The organism is Lachnoclostridium sp. (genome assembly GCF_031997925.1).
In the GTDB taxonomy this organism is placed as follows: Bacteria; Bacillota; Clostridia; order Lachnospirales; family Lachnospiraceae; genus Lachnoclostridium.
This window is the reverse complement of record NZ_DAMADT010000011.1, coordinates 67,160-90,076: the sequence shown is the minus strand read 5'-3', so window position 1 is coordinate 90,076 and position 22,917 is coordinate 67,160. Positions and strand designations below refer to the sequence as shown.

Sequence of the window (22,917 nt, the reverse complement as noted above, 5' to 3'; positions counted from 1 at the left end):
TCCATTCCTACGCACGTTCTTTGCGCATCTTAAATTTATGCCGAGTACGCAGGCACAAATTTTTCCGGTTGCCTAAGCCCTCCTACAACGCGTTTTCATGTTCAAATAGAATTGAATCATCATTAATTATTGCTGTTCCAATTCCTTTATTCGTAAAGAACTCAAGTAATAAACAATGTTCTCTTCTACCATCTAATATATGAACTCTTGATACTCCACTTCTGACTGCGTCAATGCAATTCTTAAGTTTTGGTAACATACCACCGCCTATAAATCCTTCTTGTATTAATTCATCTGCTTTTTCTAAGGTTAAAACGGAAATCAAGGTTGACTTATCATCCGGATTTTGATAGACACCTTCAATATCTGTTAAAAATGCTAATTTTTCAGCACCTATAGCAGTAGCCACCGCACAAGCAGCATCGTCTGCATTAATGTTATAAGCCATATAATCCTTATCAAGCCCAATCGGTGCAATAATAGGAATAAAATCATGTTTAATTAATGTGTCTATTAAGTCGGTATTAACTTCCGTAATATTACCAACAAATCCGATATCTTCTCCGTTTACTAGCTTCTTTTCACAGCAAAGTGTTGCACCATCCTTACCGCTAATACCAACTGCTTTTACCCCAAGTTGTTGTACCATTTGCACTAAGTGCTTATTTACTTTACCAAGTACCATTTCAGCAACTTCCATTGACACTTCATCCGTTACCCGAAGTCCATCGACAAATTTTGATTCATGGCCTAGTAAGGAAACCCATTTACTAATCTCCTTACCGCCGCCATGGACTATAATTGGCTGCATTCCAACTAATTTTAATAGAACAACATCCTTTATCACATTAATCTCAAGTTCCGGGTCAAGCATAGCACTTCCCCCGTACTTTACTATGACCTTTTTATTATTAAATTTTTGAATATATGGTAACGCCTCAATTAATGTTTGTGCCTTTACTAATATCTGATCCATATGAAGTCCCCTTAAGCTAAATTTTTAAAACGATTCTTAGGAACGATAATCCGCATTGATTTTAATATAATCATAAGTCAAATCACATCCCCATGCTTTTGCAGAAGCCATACCAAGTTTCATATCTGCAATAGCTGTTACTTCCTTATCCGATAGAATCTTCGTTGCAAGCTCTTCGGAGTAATCAGTAGCCATCCCGTTTTCTACTAATTGCAACTTACCAAAGCTACTCTCTATGAATAAATCCACCTTATCTGGATCAAATTCAACACCAGCGTATCCCATAGCACATAAAATTCTGCCACAGTTCGCATCATTTCCAAATACAGCTGTTTTGACAAGATTAGAGGTTATAATTGACTTGCTTAGTGTAATTGCTTGATCCTTTGTTGTTGCATTTATCACGGAAACTTCTAATAATTTCGATGCACCTTCCCCATCCCCGGCCATCATTTTTGCTAAGGTCTCTGTTACATAATGAAATGCTTCATAAAATAGATAATATGCCTCGTTTTTCTCCGTAATCATATCATTTGCCGCAAGACCATTTGCCATTACCATGAGAGAATCATTCGTTGAGGTGTCACGGTCCACAGAAATCATATTAAAGGTATCATGCACATCTGAACTTACAACTTCCTGTAGCATCTCTTTGCTAATCAATATATCTGTAGTCACAACACCAAGCATCGTTGCCATGTTCGGATGAATCATACCAGAGCCCTTACTCATCCCACCAACCGTAACTTTTTTATCCCCTAGTAAGAAAGTAACCGCACATTCCTTTGATATCGTGTCCGTTGTCATGATTGCCTCAGCAGCTAATAAACCTGATTCCTTCGTATCGGATAGTTCATCTACTAATTTCTTTGAACCCCCTTCAATTATTTTGATTGGTAATTGTTTTCCTATGACTCCAGTGGATGCTGTTAAAACTGAACTTATAGGTAATGAGAGTGCATCAGCAATGGCTTTTGCCATCTTCTCATTGTTGATATCACCAAGTTCGCCAGTACATGCATTCGCAACTCCACTATTTAATATGACTGCTTGAATTTCATTATCTTCCTTTAATAAGTTCATATCCCATTTTACTGGAGCAGCTTTTACTATATTTGTTGTAAATACACCTGCTCCCACTGCCGGAACAATGCTATAAACTAACGCCATGTCTTTTCTTTTTTTCTTAATTCCTACATAGATACCTGAAGCTTTAAATCCTTTCGCTGCTGTTACTCCACCATTGATAATCTCCATAAATATTTCTGTATAAGGAACTCCCCTCATACTCTCCCTTCTCTCCGTTGTCTTATCCGCTTCTAAAGTTAGATATGAATCACTGTTTTTCATTCATGACAAGGAAAAGTTCACGAAGCGTACTTTTTCTTGTTTAGATATTAAAATTAAGGGAACATTGGAACTAATTTAAGTCCTTCTTGTTCTGGTAACCCAAACATAAGGTTCATATTTTGGACTGCCTGCCCAGCTGCACCTTTTACCAAATTATCCATTGCTCCCATCAAAACCATTCGGTTATTTCGATGATCTATTACAAAATTTATATCCACAAAGTTACTTCCTTCTACCCATCGAGTTTCCGGGGTCATCCCTTTTTCTAAAACACGGACAAAATATTCCTTCGCATAATATCGATCATAGATTTCCTTTACAACCTCATAACTAGCTTGCTTCTTTAATTTTCCATAAGCAGTTATTAAAATACCGCGGTTCATTGGAACTAAATGTGGAGTAAAATTAATTGTTACGTTCTCTGACGCCATTAAGGAGAGTTGTTCTTCAATCTCAGGAGTATGGCGGTGTGTACCTACACCATAAGCCTTCATATTTTCGTTAACCTCACAGTAAAGGTTATCAACCTTTGTACCTCTACCAGCTCCTGAAACACCCGATTTTGCATCTATAATAATACTATCAACTTCAATCAATCCTTCTTTTATTAATGGGTAAATAGTTAAGATTGAACAAGTAGGATAACATCCAGGATTAGCAATTAAGCGGGCTTTTTTTATATCCTCTCTATTAATCTCACATAATCCATACACCGCTTCTTTTAGAAATTTCGGACTACTGTGCTTTATTCCATACCATTCTTCATAAGTTTTTATATCTTTCATTCGATAGTCCGCACTTAAATCAATTACTTTTACTTTCGATAAGATCTCCTCTTTCATCAGTGAGGCACAAAACCCTTGCGGTGTTGCGGTAAAGATAACATCTACCTGACTTGCTAGTTCTTCCATATTTTCATCAAGACATCTTTCTTCCACTATTTGAAACATATTTTGAAATACTTCCGAGTATTTTTTATCTATGTAACTCTTTGATCCATACCACGCAATAGAAACATCTTTGTGTTGTAATAAAATCCGCACCAGTTCTTGCCCTGCATAACCTGTAGATCCAATAATACCAACTTTAATCATAGTAACCTCCAATCTGATTCGTACTTCTACCATCTCCTAAGGTAAAATATTGTAAAGTGTACATAATTATACATTGATAATGTATATTATGCAAGCTTAATTTATATGTTCATATATAAATATTTATTATAGTACACATAACTAAAAAGGAAGAACCCCTAACTATACCGAGCATCTTCCTTTTTTTCTTAATAAACTTATCTAGATTTTATACATTTGTGATTAATGATCAAATTAATTATTATGTATTAATTTGCATAAATTTTTAATAAGAGCCTAGTTGGATTCTTCGGAGTAATATAAAGATGATATAAGACTCATAATAATATATGGAAATATTTAAAAAATAAAGTATGAATCCTATACATTTTTCATTTCTAATTAGATTCCAGCTTAATAATTAGAATCTATATTTGATAACTATAAATAATGTTCGAATTGTAAAAGAACAGACTAGTTATTATAAGTAGTCTGTTCTTTTACTATATTTAGATTATAATGTCAAAGCGGATATTCGCAATCCGCTTGCGCTACTTGCTCATAACCTCATTGCCACTACGTGGCATTTCAGCAGGAGCTTGAACTCCTGCTAAAACAGGCAAGTCCTTACCCCCGCTTACAGAAGCGGGGGACTTCCCTGATGAGGTTGAAATTATAGATGATCTTTAAAATTAATTAGAGCTTGTCCAAATTATCTACAGGTCATTGACCTGCTTTAAGGTAAATAAGGAAAATATGATACTTGCACAGCTCCAATCGAAATGAGGGTATATGGTGAATCCAAAGCACTCCTTACATTAAATAAAATCCTTCCTAAAGCATTATAATATGCATCTTTGTCTGGTGTTTGAATTGGGTTTCTTACTGTAATAATTGTAAAAGCTTTTTCTCTTTTGGGACAATCTACACATACAAGTGACCTTTCATCAATTATTGCATTTACATATATATCAGATCTTTGATATTCCTCAAAGATCGCTGCACTCCAAACATCTTCCATAAATTCAATACCTGGTCTTATTCTCCCCATATATGCAATTAGAATTTCATATCTCTCAGTTACTTCCATAGAAAAATCCCTTTTTCTTTATGATATGAAATAAAAAAACCAATGTTACCTTCTTTGTTAAATTAGTTCATGCTTCAGGTACATTTAGTTTAAAAATTGCAATTTCTTTAGCTTGCTCAATTTATCGTAAATACTTGAGGATACTACATATTTTGCCAACTATCAATAATAGGTATTTCTATGTTCATATAATAGTACAATTCTAAATCAATACCATAGCAAATAAATCTCAAAAAACAGCAGAGATCCGTTCGAGGACTTCTGCTGTTTTGAAGTGAATTTATTTTTTATATTATTTTTTATTTTGATTTAGTAAGTAAATAACTGTGTCCAGTAATTTGTTCCATTGGAATTTTTATAATAACCAACACCGATTTTTGTGAATTTTGGATTTAAAATATTCGCTCTGTGGCCTTCACTGTTCATCCATCCGTTCATAACTTCTTCAGGTGATTTCTGGCCCCATGCAATATTTTCACCTGCTCCCATAAAGCCTACACCCTGCTCTTTTAATGCAGTACTGAAGCTGCTTCCGTTTGGTCTGGTGTGGGAAAATGATTTTTCTATTTCCTTTGATCTCACAAGTGCTGCTGATTCCACAGACTTATCTATTGTGAGTGCAGAAAGACCATTTTTTGCTCTCTCTTCATTTACCAATTTCACAACCTGTTGTGCATAAGATAATTCTGTTTTTGATTCAGAACCACCGTCATTTTTTCCTGGTTTATCAGGTTTTACCACCTTAGGTACTTCTGCCTTTGGTTTTTCTGCCTTTGGTTTTTGTGTCTTTGGTTTTTGTGTCTTTGGTTTTTCCACTTTTGTTTTTGGAACTACATTGTTTGGGAATCCAGAGCAATTTTTTAAATTAAGATTATTGAGATTAATCCCTAAACCCTTTAATTTATCTTTTATTTCATCCTGACTACTGCCGCTCACCGTTATCACATTACCGTTTAATTGAGAACATGAATTATTAGATGATGCAGCCTTTACTGCCGTTGGTGTACCTAATGTTGTAACTGTTATTATTGTTGCCATTGTTGCTACTACAAATCGTGTTAATTTCATCAGAAACCTCCTTCCGGTTAGGTCGTATGTTACAAATATATTTATTATTTGTTACAAATATGTTACATTTAGATAGTAACATACCAGTAACAGAAATAAAACAGGTAAAGTGTGGTATTTCACAATTGAAATATGTGACTATGGCTCCTTTCTGGCTGTAGGTGATATCAGTACACAAAAAAGAGAGTTGGCAGGATTTCTAGCGAATATCTCCTATGAAACTGGTGGCGGTACAATCGGTGGTGAAGTGCAAAATGATTCTTTGACCGGACTCTACTTTAATGAAGGGGAAGGGTATATTGGCTCAACTGCTATCGGTTATATACAAAGAACTGGAACAAATTACCTCCCGGAGGAATCTGGCAACCAAAACAAGGTAGCCCAAATGCACAATATAACGGTAATTGGGATTATCCATTATCATAATCAACAATGAATCAGGACAGGCAGAAAACGGAACAGGTGCAGTTCGCCGTGCAAGATATTATCGAATTTTTTCACAAAAGATGAATGCAAATATTCAAGGAGAGCAATGTGATACGGTTGGCATGACAACGTTCGTACAATAATCATTATAATATAACTTAAGGGTGTCCTTTTCATAAGTTTTAGAACTTATAAAAAGTAACACCCTTCATTATTTATCATAAAATCATCATTGCAATATTCTATTTTTCATCATCGATTTCTAAAATGTTTAGAAGGTATTTTAAATTGTTTTTCTATACTTCTGTAATTACCATATCTGTTCAAGATACAATAGAAGGATCGCAAAAATAATAATATTTAAAAGCAAGATTAATTATCCAATCTAATCGTTATATAAGTATTTTTTCTAAACACCCCTGTTTCCCACATCTTATCAAAGTCACTATTTCCAATAATACGATTATAATATTCGTTTTCTGCGTTTTTCATATATTTCAGTGAGTCAACCGCATAAATATACTCCTCATCATATCCTACAATCGGAAGATAATGATAATAATTTTCTTTTGGTGAAGTTCGTACAAATACAATAACAGGTGTACCTTTGCTAATTTCGTGTTTCAACTGCATCATCGTACCACTACAAAGTTTTACGGAGTATCCCTTTTCTGCAAGAAATTCAACTAAAGTCACAGGTGGAACCGTACCATCATTATTTTTATTAGAAATTGCATTATACAATTCTAAACCATCAGTATCTTGACCAAGACTTCTTAATACATAGGCAGAGGAATACCCTGAACATTCATAATGTGGCTGATAATCAATATAATTTTCTGATGTTATCATATATTGCTTAGGAGTACTCAGTAATATGTACAGATTCACTGCGAGAAATATGCCAATCAAAACAGCAATGCAAATAACTACACAAAAAACAATTTTTTTCTTTAAATGCATTTTCGCTTTCATAATTATTCCTTCTCCTATTTTATTATTGTTATTAAATGATATAGCATATTTTACCAATTATCAATATTTATATGTAATAAAACCTTCCACTGTCTCATACATCTTTTGTTTAATAAATCTAAACTATTTAACATCGCCCATTTATCCCATGTTTTTTACTCCTTAAATTCTAGTTTAGTGCAACAAAAAACCTACCAACCTTATATTGATAGTTGATAGGCGTATACCTATTTCTTATTAAACATATTTAATACGCTATTGAGAAATATTGTGGACTAAGTAAACTTTGTGTTGTATTCATAATATGTATCTTTACCGGTTATCGTTCGCTCTAATCTGCAACATCATTTTGATATCTTCTAAATGCAGAGCACTTAAAACTCGGTATTCTATCCAACCTTTATGGCGATAAGGGCTGTTATCAATACATTCTTTAGCGTATGGTAATAAACCATCATAGACATTTCTAATGCTTTCACCGGATAATCGTGTTACTATGGTAAAAGCATCTTTTTCCGTAATAATGTCACAAATATATTTTCTTTTTATGTGATAACTCATCTTCCAACATCTACTATGGGCATCAAATTTTATCATCTTTACTGAATTTATTTCGTATATCAAAAAAGCATCGATGCTATCAAACAATTCTTTCCCTTTTCCGATATACGCTAAAAATTCTTCTATTGTAGGCATTTCATTTTTATTTAACAATCTTTCATACATTTTTCTAACCTCCTATTATATAAATAATCTATACTACGTAATACATTACTACAGCAAACTAATAATCATATGATACCACCACGGAAAAATCACGTCTACCTTTTTATTCCAATGCTACTATCAATTATCAATATTCAATTTTCAATGTACAAAATAATTAAATATTAATTTAACGATTAATTTCCCGCACAAAAAAACTACTAACTTAATAATTTCATAGTTAGTAGCTCCCCATAAATTCTCTTATTAAATTGCAATTTTGTAGTAAAAACTTACGAAAAAAATTCAATACTGAAACCAGTAATAATGGCATTTTTATTTGTTTTTGTCATCATAAAATCCTCTATATTCTTTTGGCAAAAGTTCAGCAATGCTCACCATAATATGATTTAAACAATTAGCTTCCCAGCTTCCTTTGGTTTCATCATCACTTTTTTTAGGTAGATTGAAAACTTCACCTATGTTAATATTTATATCAGCATCATAAAATGCCTCTTTACCCATATCTTTCTCTATAGGCATAAATTTTTCCGAACCCCAAATACCTATTGGTACTATTGGAGCATTGGTGAGCTTTGCAAAGAGCAAAATTCCTTTTTTCCCTTCAAGCATCTCTGCTGTTCTACTCCGAGTCCCTTCTGTAAATATTAAAATGCTGTTTCCTTCTTTTACTGCGTTAATAACCTTTTTGATTGCATCCTTATCAGGTGAATTTGGTAATATTGATATTGATCTGACGATTTTAAATCCTAAATTAGTCAGAGAATTCGATTCTAATTTTTTCCCAGCCACAAAGATAATATTCTCTTTTTCCAGTACTTTGTTCAATACTAAACCATCAGAATTGCTTAAATGATTGCATACAAACAAATAAGGTCTTTCTAAATCACAATTTAAGTTTTCAAGACCTTTTACATCTAACCTTACATGCTTTTTTATCTGCAAATTAACATAATGCCTAACAAACTTAGTTATTATAGATTCAGGCAACAGATTAATAAATTTCAATAATAATTTATTCATTTATATACTAACCCCTTTATAAAATTGTGCTTTTAAATTTTCCTCAAAATTTGATTTACCTATTTACAGAATACAGTATTTTTTACTAACTATCAATATTAAGTTTTCTATGTGATTGCTTTCTTAAATAATCATTTACCCCTATAGTTCTCCCCTATAAACTCAGTAATATCTATTAATTTAGCCAAAAATCATTGCAAGTACCTTATACCGATAAACTTTCTTTGGTTTCTTCTCTACATACCAAACTGTCATACGATGACCTTCTTGAAATGTGCCATTTATAGTCAATGAATTTTCTGATATTACAATCTTATTGCCAACATGATATGAAAAATAGGACCACTTTTGCGTTGTCTTTGGACTTTTATGCAATGTTCTATTGTTTGGCTTTTTATTGTTTCCTTCTGTAACATTTGTTAATATGGCATTTACTTTAATGATATTCTTCATATTACCCCTCTACTTTCCGAACGTATTGTATTAAGATTTTATTTAATTATCTACTAATCGATATATAGTTGTCAATGTGCTTTCTGTCAGTAAATTTCTTCATTCTACTATACAATTCCATATTCCACGAAAAATAAATAGACTATTTTCATATTTACTGGACTTAATAGTTATATTTACTGAAATGCTTGGTATTATTTGTGCCTTTTGCCAATTTACATAAATTGTCATTTATTGTAAAGTTATTGTATATTAAGTATCTCTAAAATTTTAAATCAAATGAGTGTTGCTTAATATTCTGTAAATTATAGTATGGTTTTTTATGAAGGGAGTCCTACTATGAAAAAACTATTTTAACGTTTTATTGTGGCGACGGTTGGGATATTCCAGCTGGAAAGTCATTTCAATTTTCAGTATACAAATAGTATAAAAGTTACTGTTATCAGAACTTCGCAACCATCAGGAATAGTTTTTGAAAATACTACTAACAATTAACAACAATATGTATCTAATTTTTATTATGTATAACACTGAAAATACGCTGTCAAGGCAAGAGTTTCCGTTTTGTATCATAATTAATAAGGAGGATTTTATACATGAAACGCTTTTCTAAAAAAATAATGGGGCTAGTAATGATCGCTTCAATGTCTACTACGTTAATCCCAGCAGTCGGAACATTTGCTGCTACTTCAGATACAAATTTAACACAATACTCTGTTACTAGAGCTACTACGTATGGTTGGGTATGCACTCGTGATGGTGTAGGTGTCAATTTGAGAGCATCACAAAGTACAAGCTCTACAATATTAGCAAAAATTCCTGAAGGAACCAAAGTGACAATTACATCTGTATTATCAGATTGGTATAAAGTTACATACAACGGACAAACTGGATACATCGCCAGAGGATATTTAATTGATGAATATGGTGACGCAATATAATGATCCATAATAGTCGATTTGTTAAATAAATAATAAATCTAAACGGAAACTCTTACCTTGACAGCGTTTTATACCTTTTAGTTTTATTTTCAGCACAAAAAACTACTTGCTATGACCTGACCCCCAAAATTTAAATAATTTTTTAGTTAACTTGGCAACTTCTAGTTTGACGGTACTATTTTAGCCAATAAAAAACTACTAACTCCATATTGATAGTTAGCAGTTTGTGGATATATAATTCAATTATTTTTAATTTATATTACGTAATTAATCTAAATTGATAAATTAGAAGTTATGCTTCTACATCTTTCATCATAAAATAATCCTTGCTTTGTTTGTTGATAATATATGTATTCTTAAAACCTAACTTCTCATAAAATCTTACTGCGGTTAAATTTTCCTTATTACATTCCAATAGAAAAGCAACTTTACCATATTCATGATAAATATATTGAATTGCCATTTTTAATGCTTCCGATCCAATCCCTTTATTCCGATATCGATTATCAATGACGAACCCCAATATTCGAAAATACGCCTTTCCTTTCAATTCAATTGGATCATTCTCATCTTCAATCGCCTCTCCGATTAAAACAGTCCATTTTCGGTAATTTGGTAACTTTTCCTTACTGGTTTATATTCGCACTTACCGTTTCTTTTCTGCAATAAATAGTTTCATCATTGCTTAAAGATTATCTCCACCTTTTTATTCCGATAATGCTATCAACTATCGATATTCAGTTTTCAATGTACTTAATTAACTAAATCTTAATTTAACATATTAAAAAACTACCAGCTAAATATATAGTTGGTAGTGTAAAGTAATAAATATTTACTTATCTTTTTATTTTTATTGAGATTATTCCCATACTATGGTGTCCAGTCGACATATTATTTGTTTATATATCCGTAACCGGCAAATTCAGCGCCATAGTTTTTATTCAACAATTCCAGTATCTGTTCATTTTCTCCTACATAGTTGATAATCAGTGTGCCTTTTTTGAAGAAATGCGGTTGCGATACCCATGAGATTTCTACTTCCTTGCCCGGATAAGATATGCTGGAACCGCCTTTATCAATATACGTGGAATCTTTCTCCATATCTTTGTTTGAATCATATTCGTAAATGCTGATGATATCATCTCCGATTAAAATTGGTTTACGTGTAACGGAAAGAAAACTGGATGTATCGGTATCTTCCTCAGTGTATTGAATATTGCTGTCGGCTAACATGTTCAAAAAAACCGTATAGTCTGATTCATTCTCTGATGGTTTTTGTGAGCATGAAGTCAGGGCCAGTAAAGTAACCGAAATAAAAAGCAAAACGATTTTTTTCACCTGTGATGCACCTCCTAATCAATAATATTGTCATTCTGTTTTCGTATGTATCTACTTCCTTTGCATATTAGTCGAATATACCGTTAAAAAAGTTCCAATGATTCAGAGTATACTATATATAAATATAATTTTTCTTCATTTCATTTGTAGTATATTACACTATATACCAAATATCCATATTAAATTTTCAATGTTCTTAATACGTTAAATATTAATTTACCCTACTACTCGTTCTCGCATATATTCCCTATTACCTCGTAATCTGCACCAGAAATAGAAATATTGTCTACCACTTCTTCCAGAATCATCGGAAATGCACAATTTCCTTGAACAACATCGAATCTAGCCATTTCATCGTTGTATTTTACTACACTGCGATATAATCCATGCCCTCGCTTATCGCACTTGATTATATCGCCATCGTAAATCTCCACACCGTTCTTATCCTTAAGTCCTGTGTACTGACCTACTGTTTCTTTGTCAACATCATAATGCCAATGATCCTCTATATCATTGATCGCCTATGAAATCCTGGCTCCACATATATGACTGTGGTTGTAATTGGTTTCCTCTTGGCATGACACTTATTACACCTTACATTAACTTGATACTTTAGTTTTTTTCTTCCATCATCATATTGACCAATGAATCCTATATCACGTTTTTCTATTTCAACGCTATCACTTCCACAAAGTTTCCAATGTTCGCCATTATCTTTCTTTATCCTGCGTATTACGACTTATATTTATGAAAAATGTTAAAAATCCATAGTCCTCTTATATATAAAATCTATAACCAAATACGCATCACACAGTCAAAAAAATGCAGACCTTTTACCCAATTTATGGTATAATTGCCTCATATCTTTTACAAGGAGGAATTCGTTATGGCATTTCAATTATTACCCGGTATGCAGCTTGGTGTGGCCAGCGCACCCGCCCAGATTGAAGGCGGAGATGTTGATCATAGCTGGAACAACTGGTACCACCTTGGGCATATTCAGGACGGTTCAAGTCCGCAGCGTGCAAATCAGCATTGGGAACGCTGGCAGGAAGACATTGAATTAATGCAAAGCATGGGGATCAAGAGGTACCGCCTTGGCATCGAGTGGGCCCGATTAGAACCAAAGGAGAACAATTGGAATAAAGAAGCGGTAAAGCATTACCGTAAGTTGCTTACCTTTATGAAAAGCCAGGGAATTGAACCGCTGTTAACCCTTCATCATTTTACTAATCCCATGTGGTTTGAAAAAAGGGGAGGGTTTACAAAGGAGGAAAACATTCGTGCTTTTTTACGTTATGTCTCCTTTGCTGTCCGTTCATTTGGCGACTTAGTTTCCGAATATATCACCATCAACGAGCCAAATGTCTATGCAACTTTGGGGTATTTCGGTGGAGGATTCCCTCCAGGAGAGAATTCCGTCCTATTGACTTCTAAGGTGATGTCCGTCATGGCAACTTGCCATATCAAATCCTATCGCATGATTCACAGAATCCGCAGCAAAATGGGATATAATGATACTAAGGTTGGTTTTGCCCACCACGCACGCGTATTTGCACCAGAAAATCCAAAGAATCCTCTTCACATCTCCTATACAGTGTTATCCAAATGGATGTTCCAAGGTGCCCTTGCAAAGGCGTGTTTAACCGGACAATTTTTACCTCCACTGAAGAACATCAGTCATGTTCCTCACGGACAATATGCTGATTTTCATGGGTTAAATTACTACACCCGTTCTACGATTAACAAGCTTGGGGATGGAGTGGCAAAGAATTGTCCGAAGAATGATCTTGAATGGGAAATATATCCTCATGGAATCGTTTCTTGTGCACAGGAATTGTATTCTATTCTGAAACGCCCGATCTATATTACCGAAAACGGCACCTGTGACAATCAGGATACGTTCCGTTCCCGCTATATTTATGAGCATTTAAAAGCCTTGTGTGCAAGCAATCTTCCTATAACACGCTACTATCATTGGTGCTTCTGCGACAATTTTGAATGGCTAGAGGGGGAAAGCGCACGCTTTGGAATTGTACATATTGATTATGAAACACAGGCAAGAACCATAAAGCAAAGTGGACGTTTTTACAGTGAGATCATAGAACAAGGCGGTGTAACGGAGCGGCTCTATGAGAAATATGTCCATGAGGAGGAATATCATTCATGATTTCCTTTGAAAGTGAGGTTTCCTATGAATCAATTACATAAATCCAACCGTTTTACCTTCGGAATTGGAACCATCGGTAGAGATATGGTCTATTCGCTGATCAGCATGTATTTAACGTTTTATCTTACTGATGTCATAGAAGTATCTACCAATGTCCTTTGGTGGATTACCGGCATTACTTTACTTTGCCGTGTTTTTGACGCTTTTAATGACCCAATTATGGGATTAATTGTGGACAATACCCATACTAGATTTGGAAAGTTCAAACCTTGGATTGCATTAGGCGCTATACTGTCTGGTATTTTTACTGTCCTGCTTTTTACGGATTTTCATGCGAAAGGGTCAGCATTTGTAATACTTTATACGGTACTCTATCTGTCTTGGGGAATCAGCTTTACCATTAACGATATATCTTACTGGTCGATGCTACCATCTTTAAGCTTGTCGCAGAGCGAGCGGGAGAAAATTGGTTCCATCGCTCGTATTTGTGCAAATATCGGTCTATTTTTTGTGGTTGCAGGCATTGTTCCTATTACCAAAGCATGGGGCACTTCACTTGACAGTTTGCCAAAGGCTTATTTTTACTTTTCTTTACTCGTGGTGGCAATTATGTTAGCAGGTCAGTTGATCACGCTATTTGGTGTGCGCGAATCTCATCAAATTAAGGACCAAAAGCAGCATACCTCCCTGAAAGAATTAATTTTTGTAATTATAAAAAATGACCAACTTTCGATTACCGCTATTGCTATGGCTTTATTTATGATTGGCTATGTCACTACCACTAGTTTTGGAATTTATTTTTTCAAATACGCATATGGCAATGAAGATATGTATGCTATTTTTGCCGTAATCCTTGGTGTATCCCAGATTGCTGCGCTGTCCATCTTTCCGTTGCTTGGGAAACGCTTTGAGCGCAAAACCTTGTATACTTTCTCAATTATACTTGTGTTAATTGGTTATCTTTTGTTTTTCTTCTCATCAAATCACAATATGATTTTGATTGGCATTGCCGGTGTCCTAATATTTGTTGGGCAAGCTTTTGTGCAGATTATGATGTTGATGTTTCTGGCTGATTCGGTGGATTATGGCCATTGGAAACTTGGAAAACGTAATGATTCGATATCCTTTTCTTTACAGCCTTTTATTAATAAAATCGGAGGAGCTGTAGCAAATGGTATCGTGACTGCGATTGTTATTGTTTCCGGGATTAAGAATGCTTCTTCTGCCGAAGAGGTTACATCCGAAGGGCTGTTGATGATGAAAATTGCCATGCTTTTGTTCCCACTTCTATGCATTCTGTGCAGTTATATTCTTTACCGCAGTAAATACAAAATCGACCGCAAATTACATAATCAAATCTTACAGGATCTTGCTGAGCGTGGGGAATTGAATGCGGTAGAGTCGGATTAATAAGATAAGTTTGATTGTTATGCTCGCCATAATACATATTCGAACTAAGAGTAAAAGGTCTCCGTTTACTCTCACAGGATGAAACGCATTATGGCGCGCAGATGGGAGCCGAAATGTATACACTTAAAAGTAAATTACGTGACCTATACTGCCATCCAGTTGGGTATGATGTCATCAATAAAATTTTATTGCAGGCAGGTCTTTCTAAAGTGCTGGTAGAAAATCCTGTTATCGGTGCTTTTCCCCTTACCTTTCTGAAGCGTATCGCAGGGAAAAAGCTTGGCGATGGCTTCTTTGATGCATTGCTTGCCCTATTAAATCAATCCAATGACAGTCTTGATAAAGAATCTTTCAATGATAAGAAAATTACTCCTACCTGGTGGAAGGAGGCTGTATTTTATCAGATTTATCCTCGCAGCTTCATGGATGGAAACGGCGATGGGGTGGGTGATCTTCCTGGTATCATAGCAAAACTAGATTACTTGAAGGAGCTTGGCGTGGATGCACTCTGGCTCTCTCCCATCTATGATTCTCCTGGAGATGACAATGGGTATGATATTAGAGATTATCAAAAGATTGATCCACAGTTTGGTACCATGGAGGATTTTGATCTCCTACTTAAGGAACTTCATGTCCGCAATATGCGTTTAGTCATGGATTTGGTGGTGAATCATACTTCCGATGAACATCGCTGGTTTCAAGAAGCATTAAAATCTTCAGAGTCTGCTTACCGTGATTATTATTTTCTAAGAAAAGAACCGAATAACTGGACTTCTTTTTTTAGCGGAAGTGCTTGGAACCATTATCCTGAGAAAAACCTTTGGGGACTACATCTATTTTCCAAAAAGCAAATGGATTTAAATTGGGAAAATCCAAACCTTAGGCAAGATATCTACCAAATGATTCGTTGGTGGTTAGAAAAAGGGGTAGATGGCTTCCGTCTGGATGTAATCAACTATATTTCCAAGTCAAATAGGTTACCGGATGGTGATTCATTTATCGGAAATTTGATGGGATTTACAGGGATTGAACATTATTTTTATGGGCCAAAGCTTCATGAACATTTGCAGGAAATGCAGAACGAGGCTTTAACACCTTATCAGGCCTTTTCCGTGGGAGAAACTCCAGGTATCGGAATGAAGATGGGAAAGCTTCTGACGGACGATAGCCGAGGCGAGCTTAATATGATGTTTTCCTTTGATCATCTAGAAACCGGTGGTAATGCACGGTTTGACCAATATGAATATGATTTAAATTATTATAAATCTTATATTATGGACTGGATGGAAAACTATGCGGATACCTCATGGATGTCGCTTTTTTATGATAACCATGACAATCCACGAATGCTTTCTAAGATTGACCATTCCCATACACATCGCCAGGTGCTTGCAAAGATGTTAGCAATGATACAGATGACGTTAAAAGGTACTCCTTTTTTGTATCAAGGACAGGAACTTGGTATGATTAACAAAGACTTTCATGAGATTAGCGATTTTCGGGATGTGGAAAGTATAAATAAATATAAGGAACTCTGCGAGAAAATGCCTGAAGAAAAGGCTTTTCTTCGTATACTAGCAGGCAGCCGTGACCATGCTCGTACACCAATGCAGTGGTCAGCAAAACCTGGGTGTGGTTTCTCCGAATCGGTTCCATGGATTGGAAGTGACGGCGATGAATTGGTATGTAATGCAGAGAATCAGATGCAGGATTTAGAATCGGTTCTATCTTTTTATCGAAAATTACTAGCACTCAGGAAGAAGACGCCTGCATTGATTTATGGAGAGATTCGATTTACTCATAAGAAACGCAAGGATGTTCTGGTCTATACTCGCCTCCTAGAGGGAGAAACTTACCTGATAATCTGTAATTTGAGTAAGAAGGAGCAAAAGCTTCCGGGAAATGTACCTGTTGAGGAAATGTTAGTAAGTTTGGAGAGTTTATCAGAACAGAAAGGCTTCTCTGAGGAAACAGAGTTTTCCAATGAAAGAAAGGGCTTAGTACTCTGCAATTATCCAGGAAAAACCTTGAAACAGCTTCGCGCTTATGAAGGTAGGATTTATCGGATTTAGAAAATATAAGAAAATGTACACTTCGTAAATTTTTTCGATCCAAAAGAGAAAAGTGGGTGCCGTAAAATAGACAAAAATCTATCTTGCGACACCCACTTGTTATAATAAAAAAGGAATCTCGTGAACTTTTCCTTCTCATGAAAAAGAAAAATCACGCTTCATTAAGCTTTTTCATTATACGAATTAGGAGTATCTATAATCGCTTAATATGGTATAGATTGCTTTTTATACACCATCCTTCTAGTTTTTAGACGGAAGGTTACATCTGCCTTATAAGGTCAACCCCTAACTTCTTTACCTCTTGATAAATTCTAGCAATGGGAAGCCCTACAATAGTATAGTAATCCCCCTCAATTCTTGTAACATGTACTGCAAATTTTCCTTGAATTGCATAAGCTCCTGCCTTATCCATAGGTTCCTTGGACCTTATATAATCCATAATTTCTTCCTCGGTAAGTTCTGAAACTGTAACTTTTGATACTTCGAAAAACGTACGCTCTTCTACTTCTCCTGACTCTTTTTTTATAATAACGGTTACACCAGTATATACTTCATGTGTAACTCCAGATAACAATTGTAACATTTCCTTCGCATGTTCCTCATTCTTTGGTTTTCCAAGAATTTGATTTTTGTATGCTACGATTGTATCTGAACCTATGATAATTGTGTTCGATTCATATTGTTTCGTGACATCTAGGGCTTTCATCTTTGAAAGTTCCATCACAATGTTTTCTGGTAAAGTTTCTGATGTTATTTCTTCTATATTACTGACACAAACCGTGAAATTGATACCGACCTGTGATAAGATTTCCTTTCTCCTTGGAGAGCCTGAAGCTAAAATAATCTGATACATAAAACCTCCACTGTATAATAGTGTCAAAGCGGATACTCGGTATCCCGCTTCGCTACTTTCTCGTAACCTTACAACAACTCCGATGCTATATAAGTAGGTGCTTCATTTCACTTATGTTCCGCTTAGAAGCGAGGAACATCTTCTGTAAGGTTATATTAATGATTAATAAATTATTTTCCCTCTAAAACCTCTAAGCTAGCTTTTTTAAATAGACGCTCATAATTTGGAACATATATAATAAAATACATGATAATTGAGAGCCCTATCGCAAAAAATACATCAATAATGGAATGTTGCTTAACAAAAACTGTTGACATGCAGATTAACGTACTTAAAATAATTGACGCAGTAACAATAAGTTTAGACTTCCCAAGTCGTCTGCTTTTTATGATCGATATTGTTAACCCTATGGAATTAAAACAATGAATGCTAGGACAAACATTCGTTCCCGGGTCTACACTATAAATTAAACGAGTCATATCAATCATAAAATTACTTCGTCCTAGGGAATCCAAGTCATGTTGAAAATTTATTCCTGTTGGATATATCGTATATGCAATCAGGCAGATTGTCATACCAATAAATAAAAATCCAGTACAACGATAAAAATCTTCTTTGGAAGTAAAGAAAAAATATGCAATGACAACTGGTACATAAGGAAACCATATGTAATATGGAATAATGAACCACTCAATAAACGGAATTTTGTCATCTAGACTTGATTTAACTAAATGATAAGAATCAGCGCTTGCTTTACTTAAATAGAAAAACCATATTAAATAAATAAACACATAAAGTAATACCCAGGCGTGATTATACTTCTTAAATAATTGTTTCATTTTTATGTCCCTTTCTAGGTTACAAATAATTCGCCATATTTTTCTAATATTTTGAAACCTCTAAGTTAATATTTTATCACAGTCTAGTTAATGAAACAACTAAATAAGTCTTAAACATACCCTAAGAATACATTAAAATTTTCTTAATTTATGGATTGCATATTTTTTCAATGTGATGTATATTTATAAATATTGAGATAATTTTTATGCATTGTTACACATTCTAAAGTGCGTAACTAATTGATTAAGGAGGATATTTTGATGAAAGAAAAAGTTATTTTAGCATATTCCGGTGGTCTTGATACTACAGCTATCATTCCATGGTTAAAAGAAAATTATGATTATGATGTGGTTTGCTGTTGTATCGATGTTGGACAGGGAAATGAATTAGACGGTTTAGAAGAAAGAGCAAAGTTATCCGGTGCAACGAAATTATACATTGAGCACGTAACCGATGAATTCGTGGATGAATACGTAATACCATGTGTAAAGGCTGGTGCTGTTTATGAAAATAAATATCTTCTTGGTACTTCTATGGCCAGGCCAGTCATTGCAAAAAAATTAGTAGAAGTTGCAAGAAAAGAAAAGGCTGTTGCTATATGCCATGGTGCTACTGGAAAAGGAAATGACCAAGTTCGCTTTGAATTAGGTATTAAAGCACTTGCTCCAGACTTAAAGATAATTGCTCCATGGAGATGTAATGACACCTGGAAGATGCAATCCAGAGAAGATGAAATCGAATATTGCAAAGCACATGGAATCGATTTACCATTTGATGCAAGCCATAGCTATAGTCGTGACCGTAACTTATGGCATATTAGCCATGAAGGTCTAGAGTTAGAGGACCCTGCAAATGCACCAAACTATGACCATTTACTTGTACTTGGTGTATCACCAGAAAAGGCACCAAATGAAGCTGAAAACTTAAGTTTGACATTTGAAAAAGGAATTCCGGTTGCTCTTAATGGTAAGTCAATGAAAGCTTCTGCGATTATCGAAGAATTAAACGTACTTGGTGGCAAGCATGGTATTGGTATTATTGATATCGTGGAAAACCGCGTAGTTGGTATGAAGTCTCGTGGTGTGTATGAAACTCCAGGTGGAACAATTTTAATGGAAGCTCATACTCAGCTCGAAGAATTAATCTTAGATCGTGCTACACTATCTTGTAAAAAAGAAATCGGAAATAAATTCGCTGATGTTGTCTATGAAGGTAAATGGTTTACTCCTCTTCGTGAAGCTCTTCAAGCTTTCGTTGAAGTAACTCAAGAATATGTGACAGGTGAAGTTAAATTAAAGCTTTACAAAGGTAATATTATTAAGCAAGGTACCACCTCCCCATATTCTCTATATAATGAAAGTATTGCATCTTTCACTACCGGTGAATTATATAATCATCATGATGCAGAAGGATTTATCAATCTCTTTGGACTTTCTTTAAAGGTTCGTGCTATGAAGATGGCTGAAGTAGAAAAGAATAAATAATGAAAACTAGAGATAATTGTTGCTTTCTGTGTTAATCTTTTGTAGCACTCCTTTGTCATAAGCAACCGTATTTTTTCAAAGACATATAATTATTTATACACTCAAATAGCCCCGATAGATTTAATTTCTAAATCTATCGGGGCTTACATGTTCAACGCTTCTATACTCAGTATTAACTTTTAATACTCCTCCCAATTCGTAAACAATTTTTAATCATTAATAAATTTAAACCTTTTTTATCTATGACCTTAGTATTCTTTTACAGCATGCAATTTCTATTAATAAATATTACTCACGTAATCTTATTATACTATTCAATGTAATCTTTTTCGTTGTCCTCACTGTTTTCTTTTTGAATATTCTCCATATTTTGTTTTAGACTTTCCTCAATGTTATCTTTTTTGTTTTCTTCCGTACTATCCTCTTTACTTTCCTCAGAATTATCTTCTTTATGTTCCTCTAAGCTAGCATCTCTACTTTCCTCAAAGTTATCTTTTTTACTTTCCTTTAAGTCATCCTTTTTGCTTTCCTCTAAGTTATCTTTTTTATTTTCCCCTAAGTCATCCCTTTTACTTTCCTCACACTTTTCATTATTACCACTTTCTAATATTTCCTCTGATTTTTTTATATCCACGATTCCATCGCTATTTTCTGATTTTAATGCTACGAGGACATCTAATAATTTTTTGGGAATAGGCAGTCCAATCGATGCAACATTTTCTAAAATACTGATCCCTTCATTCGATAAATAGAAGAAAATAATTGCGGTTCGCATTACATTTCCACTACGAACAACTTTCGTATCAATAATATGACCTATTCCAACAAGGCATAAAATAACCACCTTCTTAAAAATCCCTCGAAACCCAACCTCACTAGATACTTTATGCTGCAAGATAGCGACCATAACACCAGTTATATAGTCAATAACGATAAACAGTAATAATGCATACAAAAAACCATCGGTCCCACCTAAAAACCATCCTAAGACCCCACCAAGACTAGATATTAATATCTGAATTGATGTAACGATATCTTTCATATTCCCCCTCCTTGTTTACTATTAGAATATGCACCTATCCAATGAATGTGCCTTAATTCGACAATACTTTACATCTTGAAATTCACAATTAATTTTATATACTCAGAATCTAACAATCTCTCATGTCGTATCTTATCTAATCCCTTTGATAAGGATATGATTAAACATTGTTTCGAAATCTTAATTTATGCTATAATATTCCAAATGTTATGGAGAATTTATGCCTTAACAAAATGAATAAAGTAAAGGAGATTGTTATGAATTACGGTTACTTTGATGAAGAAAACAGAGAATATGTAATTACAAAGCCGAATACCCCTGCTCCATGGGCAAATTATTTGGGTTCCCCGGAATATGGCGCTATTATATCAAATAACGCCGGTGGTTATAGCTTTGTAAAGAGTGGAGCAAATGGTAGAATATCAAGATATATATTCAATCAGGAAGACAAACCAGGAAGATATATTTATTTACGTGATGATGTAACAGATGATTATTGGTCAGCATCCTGGCAACCAGTCGGTAAAGATTTATCAGTTTATCAAAATGAATGCCGTCACGGTACTGCTTATACCAAAATTAGTGCTGATTATTCTAATATCCATTCCGAAGCTTTATATTATGTACCTCTTAATAAGACACATGAAGTTTGGAAATTATCTGTAACCAATACGGATACGAAAGAAAGAACAATTTCCACTTTCGGCTTCATTGAATTTACGAATGAAGACTTTTATGAAAATGATCAAGTTAATCTACAATATACCCTCTTTATAACCAAAACTTATTTTAAAGGTAATAAGATCCTACAGACAATTAACGAAAACACTGGTAAAAATGCAGAAGGCACGAATTATAAGGAACGTTTCTTTGGTAGTGTAGGTCAGCCTATCGTTTCCTATAATGGTGACAAGGCATCTTTCATCGGACGCTACCATAGTTATGGAAATCCAGTCGCAGTCGTCAATGGACGTTGCGATAATACTTTAAATTACAATTCTAATGCTTGTGGTGCCCTTCATTCTACTTTAACTCTTTCACCCGGTGAAACAAAAGAATTAGTATACATATTAGGTAAGAAAAATGATAAAGATTCTGCGGAATTATTAAAGGGTTATGAAGATTTATCCATCGTCGAGAAAGAGTTAGCGGAATTAAAATCATACTGGCACGAGAAATTAGAGCAATTCCAGGTTAAAACCCCAGATGATAACTTTAATCATATGGTTAATACGTGGAATGCGTACCAATGCTTTATCACCTTTATCTGGTCAAGAGCAGCTTCTTTCATGTATGCCGGTTTAAGAAATGGTTACGGTTATCGTGATACCGTACAAGACATACAAGGTATCATTCATCTTGATCCGGAATTAGCAGGTGAGAAAATTCGCTTTATGCTATCAGCGCAGGTAGATAACGGTGGCGGTTTACCATTAGTTAAGTTCAATCATAATGCTGGTCATGAAGATACTCCTGATGATGTTACCTATGTACAAGCAACTGGACATCCAGCTTACCGTGCAGATGATGCTCTTTGGCTATTCCCTACGGTATTAAAGTATATTTCCGAAACAGGAAATAAAGCATTTATAGATGAAGTTATTCCA

The 22,917-nt window shown here is 34.5% G+C and carries 22 protein-coding genes; 7 read left to right on the top strand and 15 right to left on the bottom strand.

Annotation, left to right across the window (positions count from 1 at the left end):
- Window positions 1–82: 82 nt before the first annotated feature.
- The 5 genes from argB to RTP52_RS09550 form a co-directional block, all read right to left on the bottom strand.
- Entirely contained in the window at window positions 83–976 is an 894-nt protein-coding gene (argB, locus tag RTP52_RS09570) for an acetylglutamate kinase (RefSeq protein WP_312370833.1), read from the bottom strand.
- 36 nt (window positions 977–1,012) lie between these two features.
- A complete protein-coding gene (gene argJ / locus RTP52_RS09565) occupies window positions 1,013–2,233 on the bottom strand; it encodes a bifunctional glutamate N-acetyltransferase/amino-acid acetyltransferase ArgJ (protein WP_312370892.1) in 1,221 nt (406 codons plus the stop codon).
- Between the two features lie 146 nt (window positions 2,234–2,379).
- Window positions 2,380–3,420 carry an N-acetyl-gamma-glutamyl-phosphate reductase gene (gene argC, locus RTP52_RS09560; RefSeq protein WP_312370830.1) on the bottom strand — a complete coding sequence of 347 codons (1,041 nt, stop codon included), beginning with the start codon at window positions 3,418–3,420 and terminating at the stop codon, window positions 2,380–2,382.
- A 715-nt stretch (window positions 3,421–4,135) separates the two neighbouring features.
- Window positions 4,136–4,489, bottom strand: a complete 354-nt coding sequence (locus RTP52_RS09555; RefSeq protein ID WP_312370829.1) for a hypothetical protein — start codon at window positions 4,487–4,489, stop codon at window positions 4,136–4,138.
- 309 nt (window positions 4,490–4,798) lie between these two features.
- Window positions 4,799–5,557: a CAP domain-containing protein gene (locus RTP52_RS09550; RefSeq protein WP_312370827.1), complete on the bottom strand. Its 759-nt coding sequence runs from the start codon at window positions 5,555–5,557 to the stop codon at window positions 4,799–4,801.
- Between the two features lie 109 nt (window positions 5,558–5,666).
- Here RTP52_RS09550 and RTP52_RS09545 point away from each other — a divergent pair, with 109 nt between their 5' ends.
- Complete coding sequence (locus RTP52_RS09545) at window positions 5,667–5,993, top strand: hypothetical protein (protein WP_312370826.1); 327 nt, start codon at window positions 5,667–5,669, stop codon at window positions 5,991–5,993.
- A gap of 362 nt (window positions 5,994–6,355) precedes the next feature.
- On the opposite strand, the gene RTP52_RS09540 is transcribed toward RTP52_RS09545, so the two are convergent.
- The 4 genes from RTP52_RS09540 to RTP52_RS09525 all read right to left on the bottom strand — a co-directional run bounded on the left by RTP52_RS09540 (window position 6,356) and on the right by RTP52_RS09525 (window position 9,160).
- Window positions 6,356–6,958, bottom strand: a complete 603-nt coding sequence (locus RTP52_RS09540; RefSeq protein WP_312370824.1) for a C39 family peptidase — start codon at window positions 6,956–6,958, stop codon at window positions 6,356–6,358.
- 312 nt (window positions 6,959–7,270) lie between these two features.
- On the bottom strand, window positions 7,271–7,684 hold the full coding sequence (locus RTP52_RS09535) for a DUF3788 family protein (protein ID WP_312105598.1): 414 nt from the start codon (window positions 7,682–7,684) through the stop codon (window positions 7,271–7,273).
- Between the two features lie 315 nt (window positions 7,685–7,999).
- Window positions 8,000–8,707 carry a lysophospholipid acyltransferase family protein gene (locus RTP52_RS09530; protein ID WP_312370822.1) on the bottom strand — a complete coding sequence of 236 codons (708 nt, stop codon included), beginning with the start codon at window positions 8,705–8,707 and terminating at the stop codon, window positions 8,000–8,002.
- A 180-nt stretch (window positions 8,708–8,887) separates the two neighbouring features.
- On the bottom strand, window positions 8,888–9,160 hold the full coding sequence (locus RTP52_RS09525) for a hypothetical protein (RefSeq protein WP_312370821.1): 273 nt from the start codon (window positions 9,158–9,160) through the stop codon (window positions 8,888–8,890).
- A gap of 596 nt (window positions 9,161–9,756) precedes the next feature.
- Here RTP52_RS09525 and RTP52_RS09520 point away from each other — a divergent pair.
- Window positions 9,757–10,101: an SH3 domain-containing protein gene (locus tag RTP52_RS09520; protein WP_312370818.1), complete on the top strand. Its 345-nt coding sequence runs from the start codon at window positions 9,757–9,759 to the stop codon at window positions 10,099–10,101.
- 292 nt (window positions 10,102–10,393) lie between these two features.
- Here the strand turns inward: RTP52_RS09520 and RTP52_RS09515 are convergent, their stop codons facing one another.
- The 3 genes from RTP52_RS09515 to RTP52_RS09505 form a co-directional block, all read right to left on the bottom strand.
- Window positions 10,394–10,651, bottom strand: coding sequence for a GNAT family N-acetyltransferase (locus tag RTP52_RS09515; RefSeq protein WP_312370815.1), 258 nt, complete (start codon window positions 10,649–10,651; stop codon window positions 10,394–10,396).
- Between the two features lie 341 nt (window positions 10,652–10,992).
- The gene (locus RTP52_RS09510; RefSeq protein WP_312105590.1) at window positions 10,993–11,439 is read right to left on the bottom strand and encodes a hypothetical protein; all 447 of its coding nucleotides are present in this window, start codon (window positions 11,437–11,439) and stop codon (window positions 10,993–10,995) included.
- 224 nt (window positions 11,440–11,663) lie between these two features.
- The gene (locus RTP52_RS09505; RefSeq protein ID WP_312370890.1) at window positions 11,664–11,948 is read right to left on the bottom strand and encodes a YopX family protein; all 285 of its coding nucleotides are present in this window, start codon (window positions 11,946–11,948) and stop codon (window positions 11,664–11,666) included.
- A gap of 377 nt (window positions 11,949–12,325) precedes the next feature.
- On the opposite strand from RTP52_RS09505, the gene RTP52_RS09500 reads away from it, so the two are divergent.
- The 3 genes from RTP52_RS09500 to RTP52_RS09490 all read left to right on the top strand — a co-directional run bounded on the left by RTP52_RS09500 (window position 12,326) and on the right by RTP52_RS09490 (window position 17,091).
- Window positions 12,326–13,609: a glycoside hydrolase family 1 protein gene (locus tag RTP52_RS09500; RefSeq protein WP_312370812.1), complete on the top strand. Its 1,284-nt coding sequence runs from the start codon at window positions 12,326–12,328 to the stop codon at window positions 13,607–13,609.
- 24 nt (window positions 13,610–13,633) lie between these two features.
- Window positions 13,634–15,019, top strand: a complete 1,386-nt coding sequence (locus tag RTP52_RS09495; protein ID WP_312370810.1) for a glycoside-pentoside-hexuronide (GPH):cation symporter — start codon at window positions 13,634–13,636, stop codon at window positions 15,017–15,019.
- A gap of 113 nt (window positions 15,020–15,132) precedes the next feature.
- On the top strand, window positions 15,133–17,091 hold the full coding sequence (locus RTP52_RS09490; RefSeq protein WP_312370808.1) for a glycoside hydrolase family 13 protein: 1,959 nt from the start codon (window positions 15,133–15,135) through the stop codon (window positions 17,089–17,091).
- A 259-nt stretch (window positions 17,092–17,350) separates the two neighbouring features.
- Here RTP52_RS09490 and RTP52_RS09485 read toward each other — a convergent pair whose 3' ends face one another.
- Window positions 17,351–17,944 carry a Maf family protein gene (locus RTP52_RS09485; protein WP_312370806.1) on the bottom strand — a complete coding sequence of 198 codons (594 nt, stop codon included), beginning with the start codon at window positions 17,942–17,944 and terminating at the stop codon, window positions 17,351–17,353.
- A 170-nt stretch (window positions 17,945–18,114) separates the two neighbouring features.
- Entirely contained in the window at window positions 18,115–18,783 is a 669-nt protein-coding gene (locus RTP52_RS09480; RefSeq protein WP_312107398.1) for a phosphatase PAP2 family protein, read from the bottom strand.
- A 261-nt stretch (window positions 18,784–19,044) separates the two neighbouring features.
- Between RTP52_RS09480 and RTP52_RS09475 the strand changes: the two genes are divergently transcribed.
- Window positions 19,045–20,268 (top strand): argininosuccinate synthase, encoded by a 1,224-nt coding sequence (locus tag RTP52_RS09475; RefSeq protein WP_312107396.1) that lies wholly within the window; start codon window positions 19,045–19,047, stop codon window positions 20,266–20,268.
- A 310-nt stretch (window positions 20,269–20,578) separates the two neighbouring features.
- Here the strand turns inward: RTP52_RS09475 and RTP52_RS20540 are convergent, their stop codons facing one another.
- Window positions 20,579–21,310 (bottom strand): phage holin family protein, encoded by a 732-nt coding sequence (locus RTP52_RS20540; RefSeq protein ID WP_312370802.1) that lies wholly within the window; start codon window positions 21,308–21,310, stop codon window positions 20,579–20,581.
- A 257-nt stretch (window positions 21,311–21,567) separates the two neighbouring features.
- On the opposite strand from RTP52_RS20540, the gene RTP52_RS09465 reads away from it, so the two are divergent.
- Window positions 21,568–22,917: GH36-type glycosyl hydrolase domain-containing protein (locus tag RTP52_RS09465; protein WP_331661270.1), on the top strand; the 1,350-nt coding region annotated here is incomplete at its 3' end.